19 protein-coding genes and 3 tRNA genes are annotated in these 22,405 nt (G+C 63.7%); 11 read left to right on the top strand and 11 right to left on the bottom strand.

All coding sequences use genetic code 11. From position 1 onward, the window contains the following. Nucleotides 1-14: 14 nt before the first annotated feature. Nucleotides 15-770 (bottom strand): HAD family hydrolase, encoded by a 756-nt coding sequence (locus HMPREF9153_RS04320; RefSeq protein WP_004809741.1) that lies wholly within the window; start codon nucleotides 768-770, stop codon nucleotides 15-17. Nucleotides 771-844: 74 nt separating this feature from the next. After that, a complete protein-coding gene (locus HMPREF9153_RS04315; RefSeq protein WP_021108053.1) occupies nucleotides 845-1,411 on the bottom strand; it encodes a WhiB family transcriptional regulator in 567 nt (188 codons plus the stop codon). 365 nt (nucleotides 1,412-1,776) lie between these two features. Here HMPREF9153_RS04315 and HMPREF9153_RS04310 point away from each other — a divergent pair, with 365 nt between their 5' ends. Next, on the top strand, nucleotides 1,777-3,930 hold the full coding sequence (locus HMPREF9153_RS04310) for a cation:proton antiporter (protein ID WP_004809737.1): 2,154 nt from the start codon (nucleotides 1,777-1,779) through the stop codon (nucleotides 3,928-3,930). A 76-nt stretch (nucleotides 3,931-4,006) separates the two neighbouring features. On the opposite strand, the gene HMPREF9153_RS04305 is transcribed toward HMPREF9153_RS04310, so the two are convergent. The 4 genes from HMPREF9153_RS04305 to HMPREF9153_RS04290 form a co-directional block, all read right to left on the bottom strand. After that, nucleotides 4,007-5,221, bottom strand: coding sequence for an MFS transporter (locus tag HMPREF9153_RS04305; RefSeq protein ID WP_004809735.1), 1,215 nt, complete (start codon nucleotides 5,219-5,221; stop codon nucleotides 4,007-4,009). Between the two features lie 100 nt (nucleotides 5,222-5,321). Next, complete coding sequence (locus HMPREF9153_RS11605; protein ID WP_004809733.1) at nucleotides 5,322-5,786, bottom strand: DUF4282 domain-containing protein; 465 nt, start codon at nucleotides 5,784-5,786, stop codon at nucleotides 5,322-5,324. Nucleotides 5,787-5,912: 126 nt separating this feature from the next. Beyond that, nucleotides 5,913-7,340 carry an argininosuccinate synthase gene (argG, locus tag HMPREF9153_RS04295; protein WP_004809731.1) on the bottom strand — a complete coding sequence of 476 codons (1,428 nt, stop codon included), beginning with the start codon at nucleotides 7,338-7,340 and terminating at the stop codon, nucleotides 5,913-5,915. 258 nt (nucleotides 7,341-7,598) lie between these two features. Continuing rightward, a complete protein-coding gene (locus tag HMPREF9153_RS04290) occupies nucleotides 7,599-8,600 on the bottom strand; it encodes an NAD(P)H-quinone oxidoreductase (protein WP_004809729.1) in 1,002 nt (333 codons plus the stop codon). 141 nt (nucleotides 8,601-8,741) lie between these two features. Between HMPREF9153_RS04290 and HMPREF9153_RS04285 the strand changes: the two genes are divergently transcribed. The 4 genes from HMPREF9153_RS04285 (at nucleotide 8,742) to HMPREF9153_RS04270 (ending at nucleotide 11,105) form a co-directional block, all read left to right on the top strand. Continuing rightward, nucleotides 8,742-9,395, top strand: coding sequence for a hypothetical protein (locus HMPREF9153_RS04285; protein ID WP_023032071.1), 654 nt, complete (start codon nucleotides 8,742-8,744; stop codon nucleotides 9,393-9,395). Between the two features lie 431 nt (nucleotides 9,396-9,826). Next, complete coding sequence (locus HMPREF9153_RS04280) at nucleotides 9,827-10,294, top strand: hypothetical protein (protein WP_036902108.1); 468 nt, start codon at nucleotides 9,827-9,829, stop codon at nucleotides 10,292-10,294. A 164-nt stretch (nucleotides 10,295-10,458) separates the two neighbouring features. Further along, nucleotides 10,459-10,544, top strand: a tRNA-Ser gene (locus HMPREF9153_RS04275). Nucleotides 10,545-10,619: 75 nt separating this feature from the next. Beyond that, a complete protein-coding gene (locus HMPREF9153_RS04270) occupies nucleotides 10,620-11,105 on the top strand; it encodes a hypothetical protein (protein ID WP_370882825.1) in 486 nt (161 codons plus the stop codon). Between the two features lie 232 nt (nucleotides 11,106-11,337). Here HMPREF9153_RS04270 and HMPREF9153_RS04265 read toward each other — a convergent pair whose 3' ends face one another. Both HMPREF9153_RS04265 and HMPREF9153_RS04260 read right to left on the bottom strand, forming a co-directional pair. Next, nucleotides 11,338-11,610 carry a hypothetical protein gene (locus HMPREF9153_RS04265; RefSeq protein WP_004809721.1) on the bottom strand — a complete coding sequence of 91 codons (273 nt, stop codon included), beginning with the start codon at nucleotides 11,608-11,610 and terminating at the stop codon, nucleotides 11,338-11,340. A 10-nt stretch (nucleotides 11,611-11,620) separates the two neighbouring features. Beyond that, the gene (locus tag HMPREF9153_RS04260; RefSeq protein ID WP_004809715.1) at nucleotides 11,621-13,330 is read right to left on the bottom strand and encodes a sodium:solute symporter family protein; all 1,710 of its coding nucleotides are present in this window, start codon (nucleotides 13,328-13,330) and stop codon (nucleotides 11,621-11,623) included. A 229-nt stretch (nucleotides 13,331-13,559) separates the two neighbouring features. On the opposite strand from HMPREF9153_RS04260, the gene galK reads away from it, so the two are divergent. Both galK and HMPREF9153_RS04250 read left to right on the top strand, forming a co-directional pair. Continuing rightward, nucleotides 13,560-14,795: a galactokinase gene (gene galK, locus HMPREF9153_RS04255; RefSeq protein WP_004809713.1), complete on the top strand. Its 1,236-nt coding sequence runs from the start codon at nucleotides 13,560-13,562 to the stop codon at nucleotides 14,793-14,795. 136 nt (nucleotides 14,796-14,931) lie between these two features. Then, a complete protein-coding gene (locus HMPREF9153_RS04250; RefSeq protein WP_036909920.1) occupies nucleotides 14,932-15,909 on the top strand; it encodes a LacI family DNA-binding transcriptional regulator in 978 nt (325 codons plus the stop codon). 120 nt (nucleotides 15,910-16,029) lie between these two features. On the opposite strand, the gene HMPREF9153_RS04245 is transcribed toward HMPREF9153_RS04250, so the two are convergent. Next, a complete protein-coding gene (locus HMPREF9153_RS04245) occupies nucleotides 16,030-17,877 on the bottom strand; it encodes an LCP family protein (protein WP_016666413.1) in 1,848 nt (615 codons plus the stop codon). Nucleotides 17,878-18,097: 220 nt separating this feature from the next. On the opposite strand from HMPREF9153_RS04245, the gene HMPREF9153_RS04240 reads away from it, so the two are divergent. Continuing rightward, nucleotides 18,098-18,187 (top strand) — tRNA-Ser (locus HMPREF9153_RS04240). Between the two features lie 209 nt (nucleotides 18,188-18,396). Next, nucleotides 18,397-18,469: transfer RNA gene (locus HMPREF9153_RS04235), tRNA-Arg, on the top strand. Between the two features lie 127 nt (nucleotides 18,470-18,596). Here HMPREF9153_RS04235 and HMPREF9153_RS04230 read toward each other — a convergent pair. Next, nucleotides 18,597-18,806: a PLDc N-terminal domain-containing protein gene (locus HMPREF9153_RS04230; protein WP_004809707.1), complete on the bottom strand. Its 210-nt coding sequence runs from the start codon at nucleotides 18,804-18,806 to the stop codon at nucleotides 18,597-18,599. Between the two features lie 56 nt (nucleotides 18,807-18,862). Here HMPREF9153_RS04230 and HMPREF9153_RS04225 point away from each other — a divergent pair, with 56 nt between their 5' ends. Next, nucleotides 18,863-19,588 carry a glycerophosphodiester phosphodiesterase gene (locus HMPREF9153_RS04225; protein ID WP_004809706.1) on the top strand — a complete coding sequence of 242 codons (726 nt, stop codon included), beginning with the start codon at nucleotides 18,863-18,865 and terminating at the stop codon, nucleotides 19,586-19,588. A gap of 112 nt (nucleotides 19,589-19,700) precedes the next feature. Beyond that, nucleotides 19,701-20,414, top strand: a complete 714-nt coding sequence (locus tag HMPREF9153_RS04220; RefSeq protein WP_004809705.1) for a type 1 glutamine amidotransferase — start codon at nucleotides 19,701-19,703, stop codon at nucleotides 20,412-20,414. Between the two features lie 56 nt (nucleotides 20,415-20,470). Here the strand turns inward: HMPREF9153_RS04220 and HMPREF9153_RS04215 are convergent, their stop codons facing one another. Beyond that, nucleotides 20,471-22,351, bottom strand: coding sequence for a potassium transporter Kup (locus HMPREF9153_RS04215; RefSeq protein ID WP_036910099.1), 1,881 nt, complete (start codon nucleotides 22,349-22,351; stop codon nucleotides 20,471-20,473). Between the last annotated feature and the right edge of the window lie 54 nt (nucleotides 22,352-22,405).

The following is a 22,405-nucleotide window of genomic DNA, read 5'->3' as shown; positions in this document are numbered from 1 at the left end:
ACCGGGAGACGATTTCAGAACCAGCGCTCCAGCTCAACCGCGGTGCCACCGTCGGCAAAGCAGGGAGCGACGTCATCGGCAATGGCCTTGACGGAGTCGGGCGCATCGCCGACAGCGACTCCGCGTCCGGCCCACTGCAACATCTCGACGTCGTTGTTACCATCGCCGATGGCCAGGACGTCCTTGGGATCGATGCCCTTGAGACGGCACAGGGTGTCAAGGGCAGAGGCCTTAGTCACACCCTCCGGAGTGATGTCGAGCCAGGCCGACCAGCCGATGACGTAGGAGACGCTGTGCAGGTCGAGGCTGTGGGCCAGGTCGCGGAAGGAGTCGGCATAACCGTTCGGATCGCGGATGATGACGCGCGGGGCCGGGCGGGAGCGCAACTCGTCAATGGTCTCAATGTGGAGTTCGCCCTGCAGTTCCCCGACGGGGAAGAGCTGGTTGAGGCGGTAACCGACGCCGACCTCCTCGACCGCGATGAGCGCCTGCGGGTAGACGTCCATGACGTGATCGATGATGGGTCGCGGATCAAAGGTGACTTGGGACTCGATCTCGACGGGGGACATCGTCGCGGTGACAGCTCCGTTGGACACCACCGCGTGTCCCCCCTGCAGACCGAGGGCTTCATGGACGGGGATCGCTCCGAAGAGCCCTCGCCCAGTCGCCAGGACGACAGGGACGTCGACCTTGGCGACCGCCTTACGGACCGAGTCCGGAAGTTCGCCCTCAAAATCGACGAGGGTCCCGTCGATGTCGAGGGCCACCATACGAGGATTGAATGTCATGTCAGCCAGCCTGCCACCGTGCGATGATCATGCGGTGAACAGAGCGTGACTTTTTCTCAGGCAGCCAACCTCGCGCGGCTCGGGTACGGGCGCCCGGTCACCGACTCGTATGCGGCGGCCAGGCTGGTTGTCTTGGCCTTCGCAGGAGTCTTGCGGCGCGGGGCCGAAGAGGTGTCGCGAGCCCGACGCAGGTGCCGCTTCACGGTGGACAGCGAGCAACCGAGACGGTCTGCGATGAAGCTCAGTGGCTGACCGGGGTGAGCCTGACGGAGGCTAACGACGTCCTGGGTGGCCACCTGATGCCCGCGAGCGATGACCCCGGCGAAGGATTCGAAGTCGTCGGGACGAACCCGAACTCCCAGGCAGGAGCGAATGCGAGAACGCTGACGCGGGGTTGTGCCAGCAGCGAATCCAGCGACGTCGTGGTCGAGGATGGCGTTCTCAAGGCACTGTTCGAAGAGAGGGCAGACGGAGCAAGCAGCTCGAGCGCGAGCCTGCAGAGTGCGTTCCAGGCGCTGTTCGTCGGGTGTGGCGGCAGTGCTGTCACCCTCGAGCAGGGGATGCTGGAAGACCGTTCTGAGGTTGGCGCAGGACGGGAGGGCGCAATCGTTCGTCCGATTCACGATGGCTCCTTTCCAATGGGCCAAGGCGGCGTGTTTCAACGTCAACTGGCTGTGATGTTACAAGTGCTTTTCAGGCCTCGATCTGACGTTGACGGTGACCAAATTGGACGTCAAAAAAGGCTTGTCAGGCGGATGTGCACGTACTCATTTCAGGGTTATTCGTCGTTGGGGATGGATCGCGGAGGAGATTTCCGGGACAGCCAGATCTGTACTTTCGGACAGCTTGTCGTCGATCCATTCGACTTTCGTCTACATCCCCACGGCATCCACGGAGTTGCTGGCCCCGGCGCTCAGTGCCCACGCTTCCCGCGTGGGAAAACCGGCACTGTGCCGGTTAGAGTGCCCGGGTGGATGCAGCAACATACATGGCGCTCGTACTCGCACTTGCGGTCGGTGCCCAGTGGCTCGGATGGCGTTTACGCCTACCCGCGCTGCTGTTCCTCCTGGTGATCGGTTTCGCACTTGGACAGTGGGTCACTCCCGATGAGATCTTCGGAAGGCAACTCCTGTTTGACGGTGTCAACCTCTCAGTCGCAATCATCCTCTTCGAAGGGTCACTCGGGCTCAAGCTCCGCGAAGTTCGTGACCTGGGACGGCCAATCCTTCGGCTGTGCACCGTCACCGCAGGGATCGCGTGGGTTCTCATCACCCTGGCTGCGATGGCATTGGGGTTCGACGGTCGAGTTTCCTTGCTGCTGGGCGCGATCCTCATCGTCACCGGTCCGACGGTCATCAACCCGATCCTGCGTCAGTTGAGGCCCACCCGACGGGTGAGCGCCCTGCTGAGGTGGGAGGGCATCGTCGTCGATCCGCTGGGCGCGATCCTGGCCCTGTTGGTCTACCAGGCCATCAGCAGCATCGGTGGGTCCTCGATCGGACGAGGTGTGCTGGACCTGGCGCTGACCCTATTGGTCGGGTTGCTGTTCGCAGCGCCGATCGGGTGGATCGTTACGGCCATGATGAGGCGTCACCTCATCCCGGACTTCCTGCAGGGCGTGATCTTCGTCGGGGTCGCCGTCGGTACCTGCGTCGGGGCGAACTTCCTGCGCGAGGAGTCCGGGCTGGTTGCCGTGACGATGTTGGGCATCTACCTGGCGAACCAGCGCAATCTCGAGCTCGAGCCCGTCATCGAGTTCAAAGAGCATCTGCAGGTGCTGCTCGTCGGGGTGCTGTTCATCATGCTGGCCGGACGAGTGACGCCATCCCAGATCGGCGACATCCTTCCCACTGGCTTGATCTTCGTCGCCCTGCTCGTGCTGGTCATTCGGCCGGTGTCGGTGATGTTGGGGCTGACGCGAACCGAGACGACCCGGCAGGAACGGATCCTGATGGCTTTCATGGCTCCGCGAGGAATCGTGGCTGCGTCGGTGGCGTCGATCTTTGCGATGGAGTTCAGCGAGTCCGCCAACCATGTGCGCGAGCAAGCCAAGGATATTGCTGGGTCCGACCCCGAGCGGGCCAAACAGTTGGCTTCGTTCGCCGACCAGATTGCGGGCATGGCGAGTCAGGTCGACCGGCTCGTGCCGCTGGTATTCCTCGTCATCGTCTGCACCGTGGCCATCTACGGCCTGGGCATTGGTCGGCTCGCCGAGAAGCTGGGGCTTGCGTCGGCAAGTCCGCGCGGCGTCATGTTTGCGGGGTCGCCGGCCTGGAGTATTGACACCGCGAAGACCCTGCGCGACTTGGACGTCCCCACCCTCATCGTCACCCGGAGGGCCTACGACCTCTACGCGGCCCGGAAAGCGGGGCTCCGGTGCGAGGCGGCGGACTTCTTGTCCGAGTACGCGACCGAGGACATGGACCTTGCGGGGATCGCGTCGATGGTGGCATGTACGCCTGACGACGACACGAACTCCATCGCGTCAGTGCATTACCGGCGCGCGTTGGGGCGGGCGAACGTCTTTCAGCTTGAGCGTCTGGATGAGGGTGACGCCGGGGACTCGACGACCGGCACCGCGCAGATCCTCAAGGCGAGGACCGCCTTCGATCCGCCGACAACCCACTCGGCGATGGACAAGATGTGGCGCAGCGGTAAGCGGGTGCGTCAGATTGAGTTGGACGAGAATCACCACACCTGGGAGCAGTTCCGTCAGGTCATGCCCGAGGCTGTCGTGATGTTCGTCGTCAGGCCGTCGTCGGTGAACGTCGCGAACGTTGACATGAACGAGCCGAAGGACGGCGACACGATCATTTACCTGGGCGACGAGTGGAAGGACACTCCGGAACCAGCTCCCGCCGAGGATGTGGAGCCGAAGCGCCAGACGATGTCTGTGCCGTCGTCGGAGGAAGCCGTCCGGGATCGCATCGACGCCGATCACAAGGCGGCCGTGGAGAAGGAGAAGGCGGCTTTGGGCGTGGACGAGGGCGTCCCTCGTCCTGCTGGTGCCGCAGCCGTTCATGCGGAGAGGGCTGGGCTCAAGCCAGAGGTGCGCGACGAGGAACCCGTTCGACCGCATTTCGACGAGCTGAGTCCGGGAAGGCCGTCGCCCATGTCGGCGGATTCGCCGAGCGAGTGGTAAGAGGAAGGGCCTGAAGGCGATGGTGTCGCTTTCGGGCCCTTCTTCGTTGTGGCGATTGCGTCAGCGAACCAAGCGATTACGCGGCCTGACGCTTCCGCACCATCCTGACCGTCGTCCACACGATCGCTCCGACGACGGCGCTGGCGATGCCAGCCACGAGGAACCCCCACTGCCACCCGTGAGAGTCCATGATGGCGCCGATCAACGGAGCGGCCATGGCCGTGCCGCCGTTGAGGCATGACCCCTGCCACCCGATGATGGTTCCTCGAGAATCCGCCGGCACCAGATCGGTCAGGGCGTCGATGGACGACGTGATCGTCGGGGCGCAGAAGACGCCGCCCAGGAACAGCAGGATGGCCGCCGAGCCGGGGCCGCTCGACAATGCCGGCAACGCGGTCAGCGCGCCAAGGAAGACGAGGAGAAGCGCCGTGGACGCCCCTCGCGGCAGGGCGCCGTACAGCACGCCACCGATGGCCGACCCCAAGCCGGAGGCTGCGAGCACCCATCCGATCATCTCGGGACGGCCCATCGACCTCATCGCGGCGACGGTCGTCAGCTCAATACCGCCCAGGCAGAATCCGGTCGCGATGACTGCTAACAGGATGGACGCCGACCGGGGAGACAGCCATGCCAGTTTCCGGTTGCGAGGGGCCTCGACGACCGGGGCCGCCGACGCTGGGGTATGTGTGGCGGGTGGCACCGGGTCGACTGCGGACGGCTCTGTGGTCGCCGGGTCCAGGATCATGAGCCCAGCCGCGCCGATGGCAGCGATGAACCCACACGCGGTGATGGTGATCCGGGTTCCGACGGTCGTCGCTGCGATGATGGCGACCGTCGGGCCGATCATGTAACAAATCTCCACGCTCACCGAGTCCAGTGACAGTGCGGCCCGACGTCGGGACGTGGGCACGGCGACCATCAAGACCTGACGTGGGATGGTGAAAATCGGGTAATTCCACAGGCCGCCTATGGCACACAGCACGAGCAGCGGGAAATACCCTAGCCAAGGCGATAATCCCCACGTTATCGTCGTAATGATCAGAGAGGGGAGCATGGTTCGCAGCAGCCCTTTGTGGTCGACCATGCTGCCTCGCCATGGCCCGGAAATCATGGTTGCGACGGTGACGACGGTCGTGACGGCTCCGGCTCGCACGTAGTCCAGATGCAGCGAACTGACGACGTGGACACTCATGACGATTCCGAGGCTGAAAATCGGAATCCGGATGAGAGCAGACAAGAGGAGGGTCGTCCACACCTCCCGGATGGCGATGACATCCCGGTAACCGCGCATTAGAGCAGTCTATAACGTCCTCGCTGGCTTGCAGCGGTTGCGAGTCCGGGCACGAAAAGGGCCGCATACCGTCAGCGATGTGCGGCCCGTCGAGGCTGAGTCAGCGGGTCAGCCTCTTGCGGAGGATGGAGGTGTTCTCACTGGTCTTGATGAGGGCGATGATGAACTCGATCTGCATCCTCACGCCAATGATGAACAGGAACGCCGGGATCCATCCCAGCAGGATTGCGAGCACGGCGAGCAATCCCTTGCCACCGGAATCGCCGCCGCCCAAACAACCAGCGATCATGCCTAGCCACATGACGGCGGCACAAATGATCGCGAGGATGTAGACGAACTTCGCAATCTTCGGCGTCACGTAGTAGTCGAAGGACATGTCAAAAAGGGATCCGAAGAATCCCTTCTTGTCGTCGTCGTACGGCGAGGGGCTGGAGTCGACAGACCCATAGGGGGACGTCGGCTCGTAGCTCTGAGGGTAGGACTGCGACGAGGGGCTCGTCGGCTGGTAGGGAGAGTCTCCGTCCGGGCTATTCCAGTCACTGGGCGGCGTCGTGTTGCTACTCATAGGAGCAGTGTGCCAGCACGCGAGGTCATTGTGAATAAGATCTCATTCTGCGCAACGGGTAACGGGAGGGGAACTCATTCGGGCCGCCCGGTGCATCCCGGGCGGCCCGAACTCAAGGACTGATGATCAGTCGACGCCGAACTCCATTGCGGCAGCGTCAAGAGCCTTCTGGCTGTCGTCATCGTCGTCATATCCACTCGACGCGATGGCCGCAGCACCGCCAGACTCCAACTGCCCGACGAGGTCGGCATGGCTGGTGAGCTGCCCCTGGTCGGAGTAGAGCTCCAACTTCTCGCGGGTGTCGGCGATGTCGAGGTTGCGCATGGTGAGCTGGCCGATGCGGTCGGTCGGGCCAAATGCGGCGCCTTCGACACGCTCCATCGACAGCTTCTCGGAGTGGTACGAGAAGTTCGGGCCGGTGGTGTCGAGGATGGAGTAATCCCAGCCGCGACGCAGCTTGAGGGTGACCGATCCGGTGACGGCGCTGGCGACCCAGTGGGTCAGCGACTCACGGATCATGAGGGACTGCGGGTCGAGCCAGCGGCCCTCGTAGAGCAGCCGTCCGAGACGACGCCCCTCGTTGTGGTAGGTCGCGATGGTGTCCTCGTTGTGAATGGCGTTGACGAGCCGCTCGTAGGCGATGTGGAGCAGGGCCATGCCGGGGGCCTCGTAGATGCCGCGGGACTTCGCCTCGATGATGCGGTTCTCGATCTGGTCGCTCATGCCGAGTCCGTGGCGGCCGCCGATGGCGTTGGCCTCCAGGACGAGGGCGACCTTGTCGTCGTATTCCTTGCCGTTGATGGCGACAGGCATGCCCTGCTCGAAGGAGATCGTCACTTCCTCGGTGTCGATCTTGACGTCGGGGTCCCAGAACTTGACGCCCATGATGGGCTCGACGGACTCCATCGAGACGTGCAGGGACTCGAGGGTTTTGGCCTCGTGAGTGGCGCCCCAGATGTTGGCGTCGGTTGAGTAGGCCTTCTCCTTGGAGTCGCGGTACGGCAGGTTGTGGGCGGTGAGCCAGGCGCTCATCTCGTCGCGGCCACCGAGCTCGGCTACGAACTTTTCGTCGAGCCAAGGCTTGTAGATGCGCAACTGCGGGTTGGCGAGCAGGCCGTAGCGGTAGAACCGCTCGATGTCGTTGCCCTTGTAGGTGGAACCGTCTCCCCAGATGGAGACGTCGTCGGTGTGCATGGCGCGCACCAGGAGGGTTCCGGTGACAGCGCGCCCGATCGGGGTGGTGTTGAAGTAGGGACGCCCGCCGGAACGGACGTTGAACGCACCGCATGCGATGGCGCTCAGGCCCTCCTCGACCAGGCCTGCCTTGCAGTCGACGAGACGCGAGATCTCGGCGCCGTAGTCGAGGGCGCGGCCCGGCACTGACGCGATGTCGGGCTCGTCGTACTGACCGATGTCGGCTGTGTAGGTGCACGGGATCGCGCCGTTCTCGCGCATCCACGCGACGGCTACCGAGGTGTCGAGACCCCCGGAGAATGCGATGCCGACGCGCTCGCCGACGGGAAGCTGAGTGATGACCTTGGACACGTCCTTCACTCTAGCGCATAGATATGCATGCGTACAAATGGATATTCGGTTCGGTGTGTGGTGGAGAGGTGCGTGGTGGAGATTCGGGTGCTGACGGTGGGTGGTGCCGCCCGAGATGGCAGGGCCCACACTCATGACCGCGATAACCACACGTGGAGTCGTTCGTCGGCAGGGGGGTGGATTGGGGTGGAGGCGGCACCACATGGCCGCGCGCAAGAACGACCTGCCGCGGCCGAAACCGAGACAGGTCGTTCTTGCGCCGAGGGGTCAGAGGGTCAGCGCGACCTTTCCGAGCACCTCACCGGACTCCAGGCGTGCGTGAGCCTTACCGGCATCGGGCATGGGGAAGGACTCGACGGGGGCGGGCTTGATACTGCCGTTGGTGTAGAGCGGCCAGGCGACCTCACGAACCCGCTGGCAGATCTTGGCCTTCTCCTCAAGAGGGCGGGGGCGGAGGCTCGTCGCGGTGACGAGGGCGCGTTTGGTGAGGAGCTTCCCGATGTTGAGCTCTCCCTTGACACCGCCCTGCATTCCAATGATGTCGAGGCGTCCACCGGTTGCGAGCACATCGACGTTGAGCCCGAGGTACTTCGCACCCATGACGTCGAGGATGATGTCGACGCCGCGGCCATCGGTGGCTTCCTTGGCGCCGGCAACCCAATCGTCGTGATAGTCGAGGGCGACGTCGGCGCCGAGGCTGCGGCAGAACTCCTGCTTCTCGGCGGTGCCGCAAGTCGTGATGACCGTGCAGCCGAGCGACTTGGCGTACTGGATTGCGAACTGTCCGATGCCGCCGGTGCCACCGTGGACGAGGAAGGTCTCGCCCTTGGCCAGGCCGACGTGATCCATATTGGAGATGACGGTCGCCGAGACCTCGATGAGGGTTGACGCCGTAACCGGGTCGATGCCGTCGGGGATGGGGAGAAGCTGGCCGGCTGGGACAATGACGTACTCGGCGTATCCGCCGCCGGCGAGCAGGGCGACGACCTCGTCACCTTCGGCCCAGCCATCGACGTCGGGGCCGAGGGAGGAAACGGTGCCGGTGACCTCGAGGCCCATGGTCTCGGAAACGCCCTTCGGCGGCGGATAAAGGCCCTGGCGCTGCAGGAGGTCGCCACGGTTGATGCCTGCTGCCTTCACCTTGACGAGGACCTCGCCCTGTCCGGGCTCGGGAGTGGGGATTTCGGTCCATTCGATGCACTCGGGACCGGGACGATGACGGCCCTTGGAGTCTGTCTTGTCGGTTGGGCGGACGGTGATCGCATGCATGCTTCAAGCCTGCCACAGGGCGGGAGTGATGCTGGGATTCCTCACATCACCCATGGGCCGTATCCACAGATTTTTGGGGTTATCCACAGATTTTGGATGCGGGGGTTCTCAACGGGTGCGCGGACCTTCAGGATGGTCGCCATGGTGATGAATGGTGAGCACGGCGGACGCTGTCGATGGTGTGTGGCGACAGCAACAGCCCTTGTTGTGGTGGTTTTAGGGGCGGCTGCGTGTGGCGGCGCTGGGGACACTTCTGGCTCGATGGGCGGAGTGACGCCAGCCCCGAGCGTGGTGACGACGAATTCGCCCGCGACTCCGAGTTCGGATGGGCCGAGGTTTGTGAAGGCGACGGCGACACCGGTCCCGGGGACGAAGGAGGATGCGTTGTTCCTGGAGGCGAAGAAGGTTTATGAGACGTACTTGGAGCAGTCGCTGCTTTTTGAGCAACAGGGTGGAGGGGAGGTTCTACCCGCGGGGCTGAAAGAAGTGATAGACGGTCTGTGGGAGGAAGTCCTGCAGGAGTACTACACCAAAGTCAAGAAGCGAGGCCACCATGTCACTCCGGAATCGGCTGGTTTTGGAGACGTGACTCTGTCTCGGATTAAGACCGAACCGGGGCACTTGATAACGATGAGGTCGTGTGCCGATCAGCGGCAGTTGGTCTTTGTCGATGACGCTGGCGAAGAGATGGCTGAAGGGACTATGCGTCGGAACATCGTTTCAATGGATCGAAAGAACGGCAGGCTTGTGATGACTGCCGCGAGTTCGAGGCGGGTCGACAAATGCGAAAAGTGATGTGTGCGTCTGTGGCCCTCGCACTTCTCCATGTTGGCTTCATGCCGATGCAGGCGTTCGCGGAGTCCGGGGCGGTTAACGATGACTGGGAACAAACTGGCAAGGTCACTGTGATCTATCACAGACAAGGCACCCACCGAAAACCCGGCATCAACCATCATCGGGGGCACAAGCACGGCACCCCAGGGCACAGGGGCTCCCATCACAAACACCGTCATTCCCATGCCGATCCGCACCGTGATCACGCGTCGCCAAGATCACCCGAACCGTCTAAGAGCCAGCCGGCTCCGGGTTTCAGTGATGCACCTGTACGGACCATCACCTGGTATCAGTACTTGCCGGGGCTTAATTCGCACGATCGCAAGTCGAAGCCCGCTCATCGAGCCCCACGCCCTGCACCGACGAAACCCGCCGGCCCCACACCTGAGCAAATTAGCGCTTGGTCCGTCGACATTGCGACGAGCATCCGATTGGCGAAACCCGTCGTCGACGTCCAACCGCGTCCCTCAGCCAACAAGTGGAACATCACGGCGGTAGGGCAGCCATTGTGGTTCCACAACCCGGGGGCTGGGCATCACACCGCGAGTGGATCTGCACATGGAATCGTCGTATCACTCGACGCACAGCGAGTGGATACCGTTTACGAAACCGGCGAGAAGACCATCCGCTGCACCCACTCGACCCCTCGTCCCGCAAACGCCGATCCGCGCGCCCAATCTCCACATTGCGGCTACATCTACCAGCATCCGGGCAATTACACCCTTCGCATGACTGAGGTCTGGAAGGTCGGATGGCAATCGGGTGACCAGTCAGGAGAGATCGTCACGACGCGGTCGTCCTCCAAGCCACTCAAGGTCAACGAACTCATTGGAGTGCTGACGAAACCGGGAGCGCAGTGAGGCCAGGACTCGGGGGCATGCGGCTTCGATCCTCGCGTGTTCCGATGGGTGGGTGCCGCCGGAGCTGGGCCTCACATCCCGCCCCTGGCCGAGACGGTGGATAATGCCGTTGAGTCATGGTCGAGAATCATGGCTAAGATGTGACCACCGGGCCGAGCCCGGTTGGCGAGATCGCATAGTGGACGAGTGCAGCCGCCTTGAAAGCGGCCGAGGGCAACCTCCGTGGGTTCGAATCCCACTCTCGCCGCCATGAGGTCAGCCCCTCAGGCCTGGCACCCGGGGGCCGAGCCCTCACAGATCAACCTTGCAGCGACGGGAGATGGGGATGGCCAAGAAGAACCTCACGGATCTTCCGCCTGGCACGACCCGGCACGTCATGTCGCCGGAGCCTCCGATCCGTGGCTTCGTCATCGCCGGCATCCTTTCGATCATTGGTGCTGTCCTCATGATCGTCAGCATCGCCAACAACTGGCATGAAGCCGTGACCATCCTCTTTATTGCCGTTCTCGCATGTGGCATTGCCCTCGCGGTGACGGCGGCCTGGTCGATGCTCCATATGAAGCTGTACGTCGACCTCGATGACACGGGCTACCACATCCATGGTGCTGGGCAGGATCGTCGCGGCACCTGGGACAAGGTCACCAAGGCAGCCCTCACGGAGTCGCGATCCCGTCTCACCCTCTACCACGGCCAAGTCGGGCGCACTCACATCGTTCGTCCCGGCGTCGGGAACCCTCAGGAAATGGATGATTTGGCCGTCGACGTCGCACACCGCCTCGACAACTCACGCGGTTACCGTCAAAGCGTCTGACCCCGATCACCGCCCAAGAAGGCCGTGGCATTCCAGAAGTAGTTCGGTATGCCGCGGCACTCTTGCGTGTTCAACGTGTATGTGGCGAGGAGGGGACGGGGACGTGCGATGCATGCCCCGGACCAGGACGGGGTCGGTGGTGTGCGAGGAAAGCGATGGTAAATGACGACGTGGCCGGACCGCGTCACCCACGGCCCGGCCACACCTCAGCACGAAGTTCAACCAGCTGGTGTCAGCTCTCCTCATGCTTGCCAGCATCTGCCTTGCTGAGATCCTCCGGCACCTCGATGGGGCGAACCTTCACCCACAACAAGAACGCTGCCCCGGCGATGAGCAGGCAGATCCCCGCCCAAACGTCAGCTCGAGCGTCTGCCCCCCTGACCAGACCAGTGATCGTCAGAATGGCTCCGTAGAGCGCAAGCAAGTCACCAATGACGGTACGAATATCCATCGCGCGGGCTACCTTGCGACGATTGCGACGGGCCGTGGAAGTTCCGTTCGGCATGACAACCTCCTCAGAAAATGATGTTGAGAACGACAGTGATGGCAAGCACGGTCATGCCGAGCGGAACCGTGCGTCGATACCACGGGAGGCTCTTCTCGTGCGGATCGACGAAGCTCTCCTTCGGCGTCTCCGAATACACCAGACCGACGAGTTCCGCAGCCGGCTTCGGCGTCGTGAACAGCGAAACCACAACACTGACGATGATGTCGGCGAGGAAGCCGACCGTGGCAGCAAGGAACGCGGTTCCCTGACCTGGCAAGGTGAACACACCAGTCAGGCTCATGACCCACACCGTCACGGCGCTGAGAGTACCGACGACGAGTCCCGACCAACCGGCGTGAGGTGTCGACTTCTTCCAGAACATGCCGAGGACGAACGTCGCGAACAGCGGAGCGTTGAAGAACCCGAAGAGGGTCTGGAGGTAGTCCATGATGTTGGAGAAGCCGGACGCCAGGAACGCGGTCCCAATCGCGACGACCGTGGCGACGACCGTGGCGATTCGGCCAACCTTGACGTAGTAGACGTCAGCCTTGTCCTTGATGACGTAGTGCTGCCAGATGTCCACGCTGAAGACGGTGTTGAACGCCGAGATGTTGGCGGCCATACCGGCCATGAACGCCGCCAGCAGGCCCGTGATCGCGACACCCGTCAGGCCGGTCGGCAACAGGTTGCGAATGAGGAACAACACCGAGTCGTTGTATTGGACGACGTTGCCCGACGCGCCACCGGCAATCTTCTCGCCCGCCTTCATCCGAGCGATCTCCGGCACGAGCACCGCAGCCAGCATGCCTGGCAGCACGGTGAGAAACGGCACCAGCATCTTCGGGAAAGCGCCGATGATCGGAGTCTTGCGCGCCGACGACAGCGAGTCGGACGCCATGGCGCGCTGCACCTCGACGAAGTTCGTCGTCCAGTAGCCGAAGGACAGCACGAATCCGAGGCCCAAGGTGATGCCGATGACCGACATCACCGGGTCGGTGAATCCCGACAGCGCCTGTCCAGGCCAGGAATGCAACTGTTGGGCAGCCGGGGTCACGGCGTCAGGATGGGCCTCCGCTGCGGCGGTGATCTTGGCCTTGAGTCCATTCCATCCGCCGACACGGTGCAGACCAATGATGACCAGCGGCAGCAGGGAGGCGACGATGACGAAGAACTGCAGCACCTCGTTGTAAATGGCTGCCGACAAGCCACCAAGGCTGATGTAAGCAAGTACGATCACCGCAGCAACGATGAGGGCGACCCACAGCGGCCATCCCAGTAGGGCGTGGACGATCGTCCCGAGCAGGTAGAGGTTGATACCGGCAATGAGCAACTGGGCTAGTGCAAAGGAGATCGCGTTGACCAAGTGCGCAGCCGGCCCGAATCGTTTGAGCATGAACTCCGGCACCGAGCGCACCCCAGAGCCGTAGTAGAAGGGCATCATGACGATGCCGAGGAAGACCATTGCCGGGATGGCTCCGATCCAGAAGTAGTGCACGGTCGGGATGCCGATCTGGGCTCCATTTGCCGACATACCCATGATCTCCACGGCACCGAGGTTGGCTGATACGAATGCCAACCCCGTTACCCACCCGGGCAGGCTTCGCCCGGACAAGAAGAAGTCAAGGGAGTCGGACACCTGGTGTCTGGCAGCCAGCCCGATTCCGAGAACGAACACGAAATAGATGAGCAGGATCAGGTAGTCAACGAATCCCGCGTTGATGAGCGTCTCCAACGGCATTGTGTGGGGTGGTCCTTTCTGTCATTACGAGGGCAGTGACGGCGTTGTGGGCACCGCCCCCTCGGGGAACCATAGGCTCCCGACGTGGCAGGGTCACACCCCGACCCGCTATTTTTGAGTACGTAAACATTATGAGTGAGCGAAGTGCCCACCGAGCCGTTGCCATCGTCGGCAGCGGCGGTACGGTCTTCCTCACTGACAACGGTTTTGACGGGCAAAGGAGCCACTTATGTCGCAGACAACTGACGCCTTCGCGGCGGATCCCGAGGCCACCACGATTGGCACGGCGTGGTCGACTGAGGATGGCGCAGGCCGCGCCCGTGACCTCTTCGCTGAGCACATCGGCGGCACTCCCGACGGCGTCTGGGCCGCTCCCGGACGTGTCAACGTCATCGGCGAGCACACTGACTACAACAATGGCTTCTGCCTGCCGATCGCCCTGCCTCACCGCACCTACGTCGCCGCCCGACGTCGAGACGACGACAAGGTTGTCCTCGTCTCCCAGCTTGCCGACTCCATCCTCTCCTGGGAGGGAACCCTCGACGAGATCGCTCCCGGGTCGGTCAATGGCTGGCAGGCCTACACCGCCGGCGTCGCATGGGCCCTGCGCGAGGCTGGCTACGGGATCGGCGGGTTCGAGGCTGCTCTCGTCACCTGCGTCCCGCTGGGGGCAGGTCTGTCCTCGTCGGCAGCTGTCGAGTGTGGTGTCGGGCTGGCTCTCGCGGATCTCTACGACCTCGGCCTGTCCGACTCTGACGCTGGCCGCACCGACCTCGTCAATGCCGCCCGCGCCGCGGAGAATGAGGTCGCCGGAGCTCCCACCGGGGGCCTCGACCAGACGGCGTCCCTGCGTACCACCGACGGCCACGCCCTCCTCCTTGACTGCGACGACTGGTCGGTTCGTCAGGTTCCCTTCGACCTCGACGCCGCCGGCCTGGAACTCCTCGTCATCGACACCCGAGCCTCCCACCGCCTCGTCGACGGTCAGTACGAGGCACGACGTCGCGCCTGCGAGAGCGCCTGCCGCATTCTTGGCGTCGCCAGCCTGCGTGAGGTCGGCGACCTCGGCGCCGCATTGTCAGCCCTCGACGACGAGGAGATGGCCAGCCGCGTCCGTCACGTCGTCACCGAAAATGACCGCGTCACTCAGTTCGCCAAGCTCGTCGACGCCGGACGCATCCGCGAGGTCGGACCGCTCATGGACGCCTCCCACGACTCCTTGCGTGACGACTACGAGGTCACTTGCCCCGAGCTGGACACCGCCGTTGACGCAGCCCGCGCTGCCGGGGTCCTCGGCGCGCGGATGACCGGTGGTGGATTCGGTGGTTGTGCCATCGCCCTGGTCGACCGCGACGTTTGCAACGACGCTGCCAGGCAGGTCGTCAAGGCCTTCCGTGACGCAGGATTCACCCACCCTGATCTCTATGTCGTCACCCCGGGTCCGGCCGCGCTCCGGGTGCAATGATGTGGGCCAGAATTCGCCAGTTCCACGCCCGTCCGACGGTGGACGCGGTGGCGAGCCGGATGCGGGCAGATGGCCCACTGTCGTGAAGGGTGTTGTGATGACCGAGCAACAGCGTCGTGGATCATCCCGACCCTCGATGGGCGATGTCGCCGCAGCTGCCGGAGTATCTCAGCAGACTGTGTCACGCGTCGTCAATCACTCTGACGCGGTCCGACCGAAGACCGTCGAGAAGGTTCTCCAGGCCATGGCCGAGGTGGGGTACTCGCCCAATTTCGCCGCTCGCAGCCTCCGCTCGGGGCGCACGAGTGCCATTGGCGTCCTTGCCACGGATCTTTCTCGCACCGGCGAGCTGCGCACTGTTCAGGCCATCGTCGACGCCACCCGGCGTAGTGATTTCGCCGTCGTCCTGGATCGCCTCGAGCCCACCGATGACCTCGTCGGGGCCTACGGGCACGCCATGAAGCGGATGTCGGGGCGGGTCGACGGTTTCATCATCGAGGGTCTTGAGCTCGATCGACTTGACGAGCTCGAGGTGCCGCCAGGCGCCCCGGTTGTCGTGGCCGGTCCGACGTGCAGCCGATTCTCGACCGTGGGGTGCGACCAAGCCGCTGGGGTGCGCGCTGCTGTCGACTACCTCCTGGCGTTGGGGCACCAAACCGTCCACCTCGTCAGCGGGCCGGCCTACTCCCGCCAGGCCGCGGTGCGTCGTCAAGCCTGGCACGAGTGTTTGGAGACCAACGACTGTGATGTTCCCGACGTCGTCGTCGGAGACTGGACTGCCTCGTCGGGATGCGAGGCCGCTCGCCACCTCAAGGCCGCCGGCGCGACCGCAGTGGTGGCCAGTAATGACGAGATGGCGGCAGGCCTCATCATCGGTCTGCTGGACATGGGGGTCCGGGTGCCTGAGGACGTGTCCGTGGTGGGATTCGATGACATCCTGGGCAATCTGGTGTGGCCGACGTTGACGACGGTGCGTCAGGATTTTGCCGCAATCGGTCAGCGTCTTGCCGAGGAACTCATGGCTCAATTGCAGGGGGCTCGTCATGAGCCCACCTCGGAGATGGTGTCGGCTCCGCTGGTCGTTCGAGGGAGTACTGCGGCCCCACACCACTGACGACGGCGGGCCTCACCTGCTCAGGTCACCCGCCTGCGAGGCTCTAGCCGACTCACCCGCCTGCACGGGGGCAGCCAGCGAGGTGTGCAACCCAGGGAGATCCTGCCCAAGCGCCGCTCGTCACGGCTCCTGAGGGTTGTAGGCGCAGGCGTCAGTCACCGACTGCGAGACGTCACGGTTGGTCGACGCGGAACTTGGGGTGGCGCTGTGCGAGGACTTCTTCGACTCGCTCCGGGTCGGTGTCGGTGTGGCCGTCTTGCTGGGCTTGGCTGCCGAGGCTCCCGTCACCGGCTTGTTCTTGTTCCTGGACTCTGAGACGCCGTGGATGGCGGCATCCACCTGCTTGCGGACGAGGTCGTAATCCGGATTGGCCGAGACGAACCCGTGCTTGCCATTGGTGAAGACGACGCGGTTGATGTTGGCGTCACGCATGTTGATGGCCAGGTCGACGAAGGCCGGCAACATGCCCTGCGGGATGTCGGAGACGACCATCTGACCGGAGGCGTCAGCAATCGACTCGAAGCGCGTCAGGACGGTCTGCGGGCTGGCCTGGTCGAGAACAGCCTTCATGAGGCAGGACTGACGTCCCATGCGGTCGTAGTCGGTGCTCTCCGACCGTGACCGGGCGTACCACATGGCGTGGTAACCGTCGAGGTGCTGGTCAGGGCCAACTTTGAGGTAGCCGTCGGGCTTCTTGCCCTCGGTGTTGCCAGCGATGGGCAGACGCTCGTTGACGTTGACGGTCACGCCGCCAAGGGCGTCAATGAGCTTCTGAAGGCCGTCGATGTCGAGCATGACGAAGTAGTCGATCTTGAGGCCGAGAGCCTCACCGGTGGCCAGCTTGAGGGCGTCAGCGCCGGGGTAGTCGGTCTCGCCCATGCGATCGACGTGGTGGGTCGACACCGTCGACCAAATCTCGTTGGCCATGTAGTCGGGGTTGCTGCCGTCGCCGTCCTTCCCGACAAAACCATCAGGGAAGTCCTGGTGGAGTGGCGAATCAGCCGGGAAGGGCATCTTCGCGGTGTTGCGGGGGATCTGGAAGATGGAGGTGTCACCGTTGGAGGTGTTGATCGACGCCACCATGATCGTGTCGGTGTTCATGGAATTATCGGCGCTGTAGTTGCGCGCCTTGGTGTCGTCAGCTCCGACGAGCAGAACGTTGACCCGTGGTTTGGAGGCCCAAATGGCCTTGACGTCCTGGTTGTAGTCGATGGAGGGACGAGTGCCGGAGCGCTGGTCGGTGAAGATCCGACCGAGCATGTGTGCCCCGTCGTAGGCATAGCGCCCGGCGACGGCCAAGGGGGTCGCGATGGTGGTACACAACGCGGTGACGAGGACGGTCGAGAGCCATCGCTGGCCCTGGGTGATACCGCGGGGGCGGAGGTCCAGGTGGGAGAAGGTGAGCAGAGCGACCAGGACGATGGCCAGGATCGGCAGGCCCCAGGTCAGCGCGGTCAGCAGCTTTGGACGTGCAACGACGGTTGCTGCGACCGTCGGGTTGGTCAGGATGAAGAAGACGGCGATGGTTAGCGCGATGAGGAGGAAGCCGGTAACCGTCAGTCCCGCGACCCGGCGACGTGGGGTGCGGCTGCGAGACAGGGTCAGGCCGGGAACGATCGCTCCGAGAACGGTCCATCCCAGACAGGTGCGGAAGGCATGATTGAGTCTGGCCTCCTCGTTCCACCGCAATGGGGTGTGCCGACCTCTACTCGCCGGTGATGACGACGCGGCGCGTCGGGCCGGGGTGGGACATGGTCTTGGCTCGCGGGGCGGCTGCGGGGCATTGATGGGGGGCTCGGTGGCTGAGCGACGTGGACGAGGAAAGGACACGGGTCCTCGCGCTGCGGCCTCGAGGTCCGCGCGACGCAGGACATGGGTGTCCTCGTTGGCCTCCGGGTCGTCCATCCAGTCCGGTCTGGCGGCGTGACGTGGAGACGGCGAGTTGGCGCCGTGTGACTCGTCAGCCATGCTCGTGCCTTTCCGCAAATGTCGATGGGGCGGACCCCATCGTAACCGCTGGCACCAATGGGACGTGGGACCGGCTGGCCAAGGGTCTGCAAATCGCGACACGCGGGGAGACAGCCGCGAGCGGCTGCTCTTGTCTGGGGCGCCGTGGTGTTGACGCGGATGCGAAAAGGGGCCGGAATTGGAGGGATGGGGGTTGAGACGGTAGGCTGACACGGCACTTGGAGGTGTCGCCTAGTCAGGTCTATGGCGCCCGCCTGCTAAGCGGGTTTGGGAGGTAATCCCATCGCGGGTTCAAATCCCGCCACCTCCGCGGATGCCCGGTGACTCCTTTTTGGAGGGCGCCGGGTGCGGTGCTTTCCTGGAGTGCTACTGCCAGGTGCCTATTGGGGCGCCAGACGGCAGTTCGGGTGCCGATGGCTCTCAGATCCGTTGTTTAAGCGGGTTGGATGGGGTTGGAGGTCCTCAAGTTTGCGTTGCAGGATCGAGCGTTGTAACGTTTAGCAACGCGCGCAGCGCCAAGCGCCCGTGGCTCAACGGATAGAGCATCTGACTACGGATCAGAAGGTTGGGGGTTCGAATCCCTCCGGGCGCGCAAGATCGAAACCCCGCCCTCGTGGCGGGGTTTCGTGGTTCTTGGAGGAGTGTGGCAAGGACGCCGGATCAATGCTCCACGGACGTCCATTGGCACGGCGTGTACACCATGTTCCCTGGTTGGGAACTCAGCTCAACGCCATGTTCTTCCCGGCGATGAACCACACGATCGGCCCGATGATCGGGAAACAGAAGCACACCACGATCCAGATCAGCTTCCCGGCTCCCGTCAGCATGTCCGAGCTGAGGATTGACAGCAGGGCGAGAATGAACAGCGCGAGTGGGACAGCGACGGCCAGGATGCACAGAATGGTGAACACGATACCGGTCATGACCATGCCATCCAGCGTACTGGCGCAGGCACCCTGGTCAATGCCCGTGGCATCATGACCACATGACCACCGTGTGGGCCCACCGCGGCTCGAGCATGCAGTTCCCGGAAAACACCCTTCCCGCCTTCCAGAACGCCATCGACCTCGACGCCGACGGCATTGAACTCGACGTCCAACTCACCAGCGACGGCCACGTCGTCGTCTGTCATGACGAAACCGTCGATCGCACCACCGACGGACACGGCCCCATCGTCTCCATGGCCCTTGACCAGGTCCGTTCCCTCAACGCGGCCGCCAACACCGACCACCCGCCCGCCCAGGTCCCCCTCCTCGACGAGGTCCTCGACCTGCTCGTCCCCACCACCCTCGGCCTCAACATCGAGCTCAAGAACAGCGTCGAGCGCTACCCGAGCCTCATCGAGGCCGTCGCCCGTGCCATCGACACCCACCACATGGCCGACCGCATCGTCATCTCCTCGTTCAACCACCGCTGCATGGCCGAAGTCGCCGAGCGCACTCACAACCGGGTCGAACGCGCCATCCTCTACGCCGACGACATCGTCGATCCCTGGGACTACGCCCGCCACCTCGACGTCCAGGCCGTCCATCCAGGAGCCCATCTCCTCGCCGACCGCGATGACGTCCCGACGTTCCACGACGCCGGCCTCACGGTGCGCACATGGACCCTGGACACCCCCGACCACCTGCGTGCTGCCCGGATCCTCGACGTCGACGCCGTCATCACCAATGACCCGGCAACTGCCCAGCGAGTCCTGGCGGAGGACTGACCCCAGCACCAGCGCGCCATAACCGAGAACCCCTCCGACACGTCACGATCCGCACACGGTTCGCAACAGCTCTGACACACGGCGGTGACAGAAAATCCGTAGTCTTTCCGCCATGACGCGGATCCTGGTCATCGTCCACGAGTCCTCCTGCAACCTCGGCAGGCTCGGACAGCTCTGGCGCGACGCCGACGCAGACGTCGTCGAGGTCAATGCCTGGGACCACCCGGTGCCACCCACCGTTGACGCCGACGCCCTCGTGGTGCTGGGCGGATCCATGGGCTGCCTGGATGACGTCCAGGCTCCTTGGCTCGCGCCCACCCGAGAACTCATCGTGCGCACCGTCCACGCGGGCATCCCCTTCCTGGGTGTCTGCCTGGGTCACCAGCTCGCCACCGTCGCCCTGGGAGGCCGGGTGTGCACCTCAGACCATCTCTGCCTCGGACCGGCCGAGATGCACCTCACCCCGGACGGGGAGAAGGACCCGTTGCTGTCGGTCTACTCCGGCCACCGTGGCATCCACTTCAACAATGACGTCGCCGTTGTCCTGCCCGAGGACGCCGTGCTGCTTGCCCGCGATCCCTCCGGACAGATCGAGGCGGTCCGATTCGCCGAACGCGTCTGGGGAGTCCAGTTCCACCCGGAATGCACCCCGGAGATTTTCGACGGCTGGACCATCGGCCACACCGAGAAGGAGTGGAAACAGCGTCTCCCCTGGTCAGAGGCCATCGCGGCTGCCGAAGCAGTGCGTCGTGACGAGGACGTCGTCACCGCCGAGAAGGCCTTCGCGGCGCGGTTCCTGGAACTCATCGCCCCCACAACGGCGTGATTCCCCTGGGGCCCTCGAGCCCCGGGAATCACACCGTCGTCAGCGCCGCCGGATCGTCACAGATCGACGGCCTCACCCATGACCACTGCACGGGTGCGCGGAATGCGGAACACTCGCGTCCGGTCGGCCTGGTTGCGTGCTAGACCCACGTAGAGCACCTTGCGCCAGGCGGTCATCTTGGCCCCCTGCTCCGACTCGGAGCGCTTCACGTCGACCAGCGACAGGTAATAGATCGCGTCGTCAAGGTGCTCCTTGAGCACCGGGCACTTGTCTGCCGCCAGGGCCAGTGCCTTCGGGACGTCCTGGGAGTCGGCGAATCCGACGTGGCAGGCGATGTAGACGATGCCGTCGGTCGGCTTGCCGAGATCGACCTTCTCGATGCGATTGACGTGACGCACGTGTGGGACGTTCTCCACCACCATCGAGATGATGACGTTGTGCTCGTGGAGCACATGATTGAACTTGAGGTTGTTCAGCATGGCCAACGGGGTCGTCGCCCGTCCCGGATGTGGGTAGATCGCCAGTCCGGGCACGCGGGTCGGCTCCGTCTCATGGACCCAGTCGAGGAAGTCGTCCAGCGGACCCTCGTCGTTCTGCCGCTGCTTGGCGATGTAGGCGGTACCGCGTCGCCAGGTCGTCATGATGGCGATGATGATGGCCGCGAAGACCAGCGGAATCCAGCCGCCGGACGCGATCTTCAGCAGGTTGGCGGCGAAGATCGACAGCTCGACGCCACCGACGACGACACCGAAGAGGATGAGAGCCCACATGGGCCAGTGCCACGCTCGGTGGGCCAGCACCAGGAACAGGCTCGTCGTCAGCAAGAAGGTGCCGGTGACGGCCAGGCCATAGGCGGTGGCCAGCTTCGTCGAGGTCTGGAAGATGAGGATGAGCGCCAGCACGCCGACGAAGAGGATCCAGTTGATCTCCGGGATGTAGATCTGGCCGCCCTCGGACTTCGAGGTGTGACGCACGCTCAGACGTGGCAACAGTCCCAGACGGGTCGCCTCCGAGCTCATCGAGAAGGCGCCGGAGATGACGGCTTGGGAGGCGATGACGGTAGCCATCGTGGCAATGACGACGAGCGGGATCGTCGCCCAGCCGGGTGCCAGCCGGAAAAAGGGATTGTCGATCCAGTCGGGATGCTCGAGGATCATCGCTCCCTGCCCCAGATAGTTGATGAGCAGACACGGCAGCACGACGGCGAACCAAGCCAGTCGGATCGACGGGGCGCCGACGTGACCCATGTCGGCGTAGAGGGCCTCGGCGCCCGTGATCGTCAAGACGACAGCGCCCATCGCGATGAAGGCCATCCCGGGTCGCTCGATGGCGAAGAGGATCGCCCAGTGCGGGGACAGGGCCGTGATGATGAAGGGCTTGCTGATGATCCACGGGATGCCCAGGGCGGCCAGGGTGAGGAACCAGATACCCATCACCGGCCCGAAGGCCTTGCCGATGACTGCCGTCCCTCGTCTCTGCACGATGAACAGGATCGTCAGGATGACGACCGAGGCTGGCAGAACGATCATCTCGGCGCCCGGATTGGCTACCGTGATGCCCTCCACCGAGCTCATCACCGAGATCGCTGGGGTGATGAGGGAATCTCCGTAGAACAGCCCGGCGCCGATGATGCCGAGCAACATTGCCGTCATGCCAGTGCCCTTGCGGCTGGCCATAAGACGACGCACCAAGGCCATAAGCGCGAGGATGCCGCCCTCACCGTCGTTGTCAGCACGCATCACGAAGATGACGTACTTGACGCACACCACCAGCAGGATCGACCAGAAGATCATCGAGATGATCCCCATGACGTCACCGTGGGTGGGGCGAACGGCATGGTTCTCCATCGAGAACATCGTTTGAAGGGAGTAGAGCACCGAGGTTCCGATGTCACCGAAGACGATTCCCAACGCAGCCAGGGCCAGCCCCGGCTTCATGGCTCGGATCGGTTCAGGATCACTGATCGGTTGGGTGGCCTTTGCCACTGCCTG

Origin of the sequence: Cutibacterium avidum ATCC 25577, assembly GCF_000227295.1 — a bacterium.
Taxonomy (GTDB): Bacteria; Actinomycetota; Actinomycetes; order Propionibacteriales; family Propionibacteriaceae; genus Cutibacterium; species Cutibacterium avidum.
Note: the sequence above shows the minus strand (reverse complement) of the source record. Positions and strands in the feature narration are given on the sequence as shown.

Bases quoted from the DNA above. Each gene is read 5' to 3' on its own strand.
- HMPREF9153_RS04265 (WP_004809721.1), bottom strand. From the start codon at position 11,610: ATGCCGAACGGAACTTCCACGGCCCGTCGCAATCGTCGCAAGGTAGCC.
- HMPREF9153_RS04290 (WP_004809729.1), bottom strand. From the start codon at position 8,600: ATGCATGCGATCACCGTCCGCCCAACCGACAAGACAGACTCCAAGGGC.
- HMPREF9153_RS04245 (WP_016666413.1), bottom strand. From the start codon at position 17,877: ATGGCTGACGAGTCACACGGCGCCAACTCGCCGTCTCCACGTCACGCC.
- HMPREF9153_RS04250 (WP_036909920.1), top strand. From the start codon at position 14,932: ATGGGCGATGTCGCCGCAGCTGCCGGAGTATCTCAGCAGACTGTGTCA.
- HMPREF9153_RS04215 (WP_036910099.1), bottom strand. From the start codon at position 22,351: ATGAAGCCGGGGCTGGCCCTGGCTGCGTTGGGAATCGTCTTCGGTGAC.
- HMPREF9153_RS04320 (WP_004809741.1), bottom strand. From the start codon at position 770: ATGGTGGCCCTCGACATCGACGGGACCCTCGTCGATTTTGAGGGCGAA.
- HMPREF9153_RS04260 (WP_004809715.1), bottom strand. From the start codon at position 13,330: ATGCCGTTGGAGACGCTCATCAACGCGGGATTCGTTGACTACCTGATC.
- galK (WP_004809713.1), top strand. From the start codon at position 13,560: ATGTCGCAGACAACTGACGCCTTCGCGGCGGATCCCGAGGCCACCACG.
- HMPREF9153_RS04270 (WP_370882825.1), top strand. From the start codon at position 10,620: ATGGCCAAGAAGAACCTCACGGATCTTCCGCCTGGCACGACCCGGCAC.
- HMPREF9153_RS04225 (WP_004809706.1), top strand. From the start codon at position 18,863: ATGACCACCGTGTGGGCCCACCGCGGCTCGAGCATGCAGTTCCCGGAA.
- HMPREF9153_RS04285 (WP_023032071.1), top strand. From the start codon at position 8,742: ATGGTGATGAATGGTGAGCACGGCGGACGCTGTCGATGGTGTGTGGCG.
- HMPREF9153_RS04305 (WP_004809735.1), bottom strand. From the start codon at position 5,221: ATGCGCGGTTACCGGGATGTCATCGCCATCCGGGAGGTGTGGACGACC.
- HMPREF9153_RS04230 (WP_004809707.1), bottom strand. From the start codon at position 18,806: ATGGTCATGACCGGTATCGTGTTCACCATTCTGTGCATCCTGGCCGTC.
- HMPREF9153_RS04310 (WP_004809737.1), top strand. From the start codon at position 1,777: ATGGCGCTCGTACTCGCACTTGCGGTCGGTGCCCAGTGGCTCGGATGG.
- HMPREF9153_RS04220 (WP_004809705.1), top strand. From the start codon at position 19,701: ATGACGCGGATCCTGGTCATCGTCCACGAGTCCTCCTGCAACCTCGGC.
- HMPREF9153_RS11605 (WP_004809733.1), bottom strand. From the start codon at position 5,786: ATGAGTAGCAACACGACGCCGCCCAGTGACTGGAATAGCCCGGACGGA.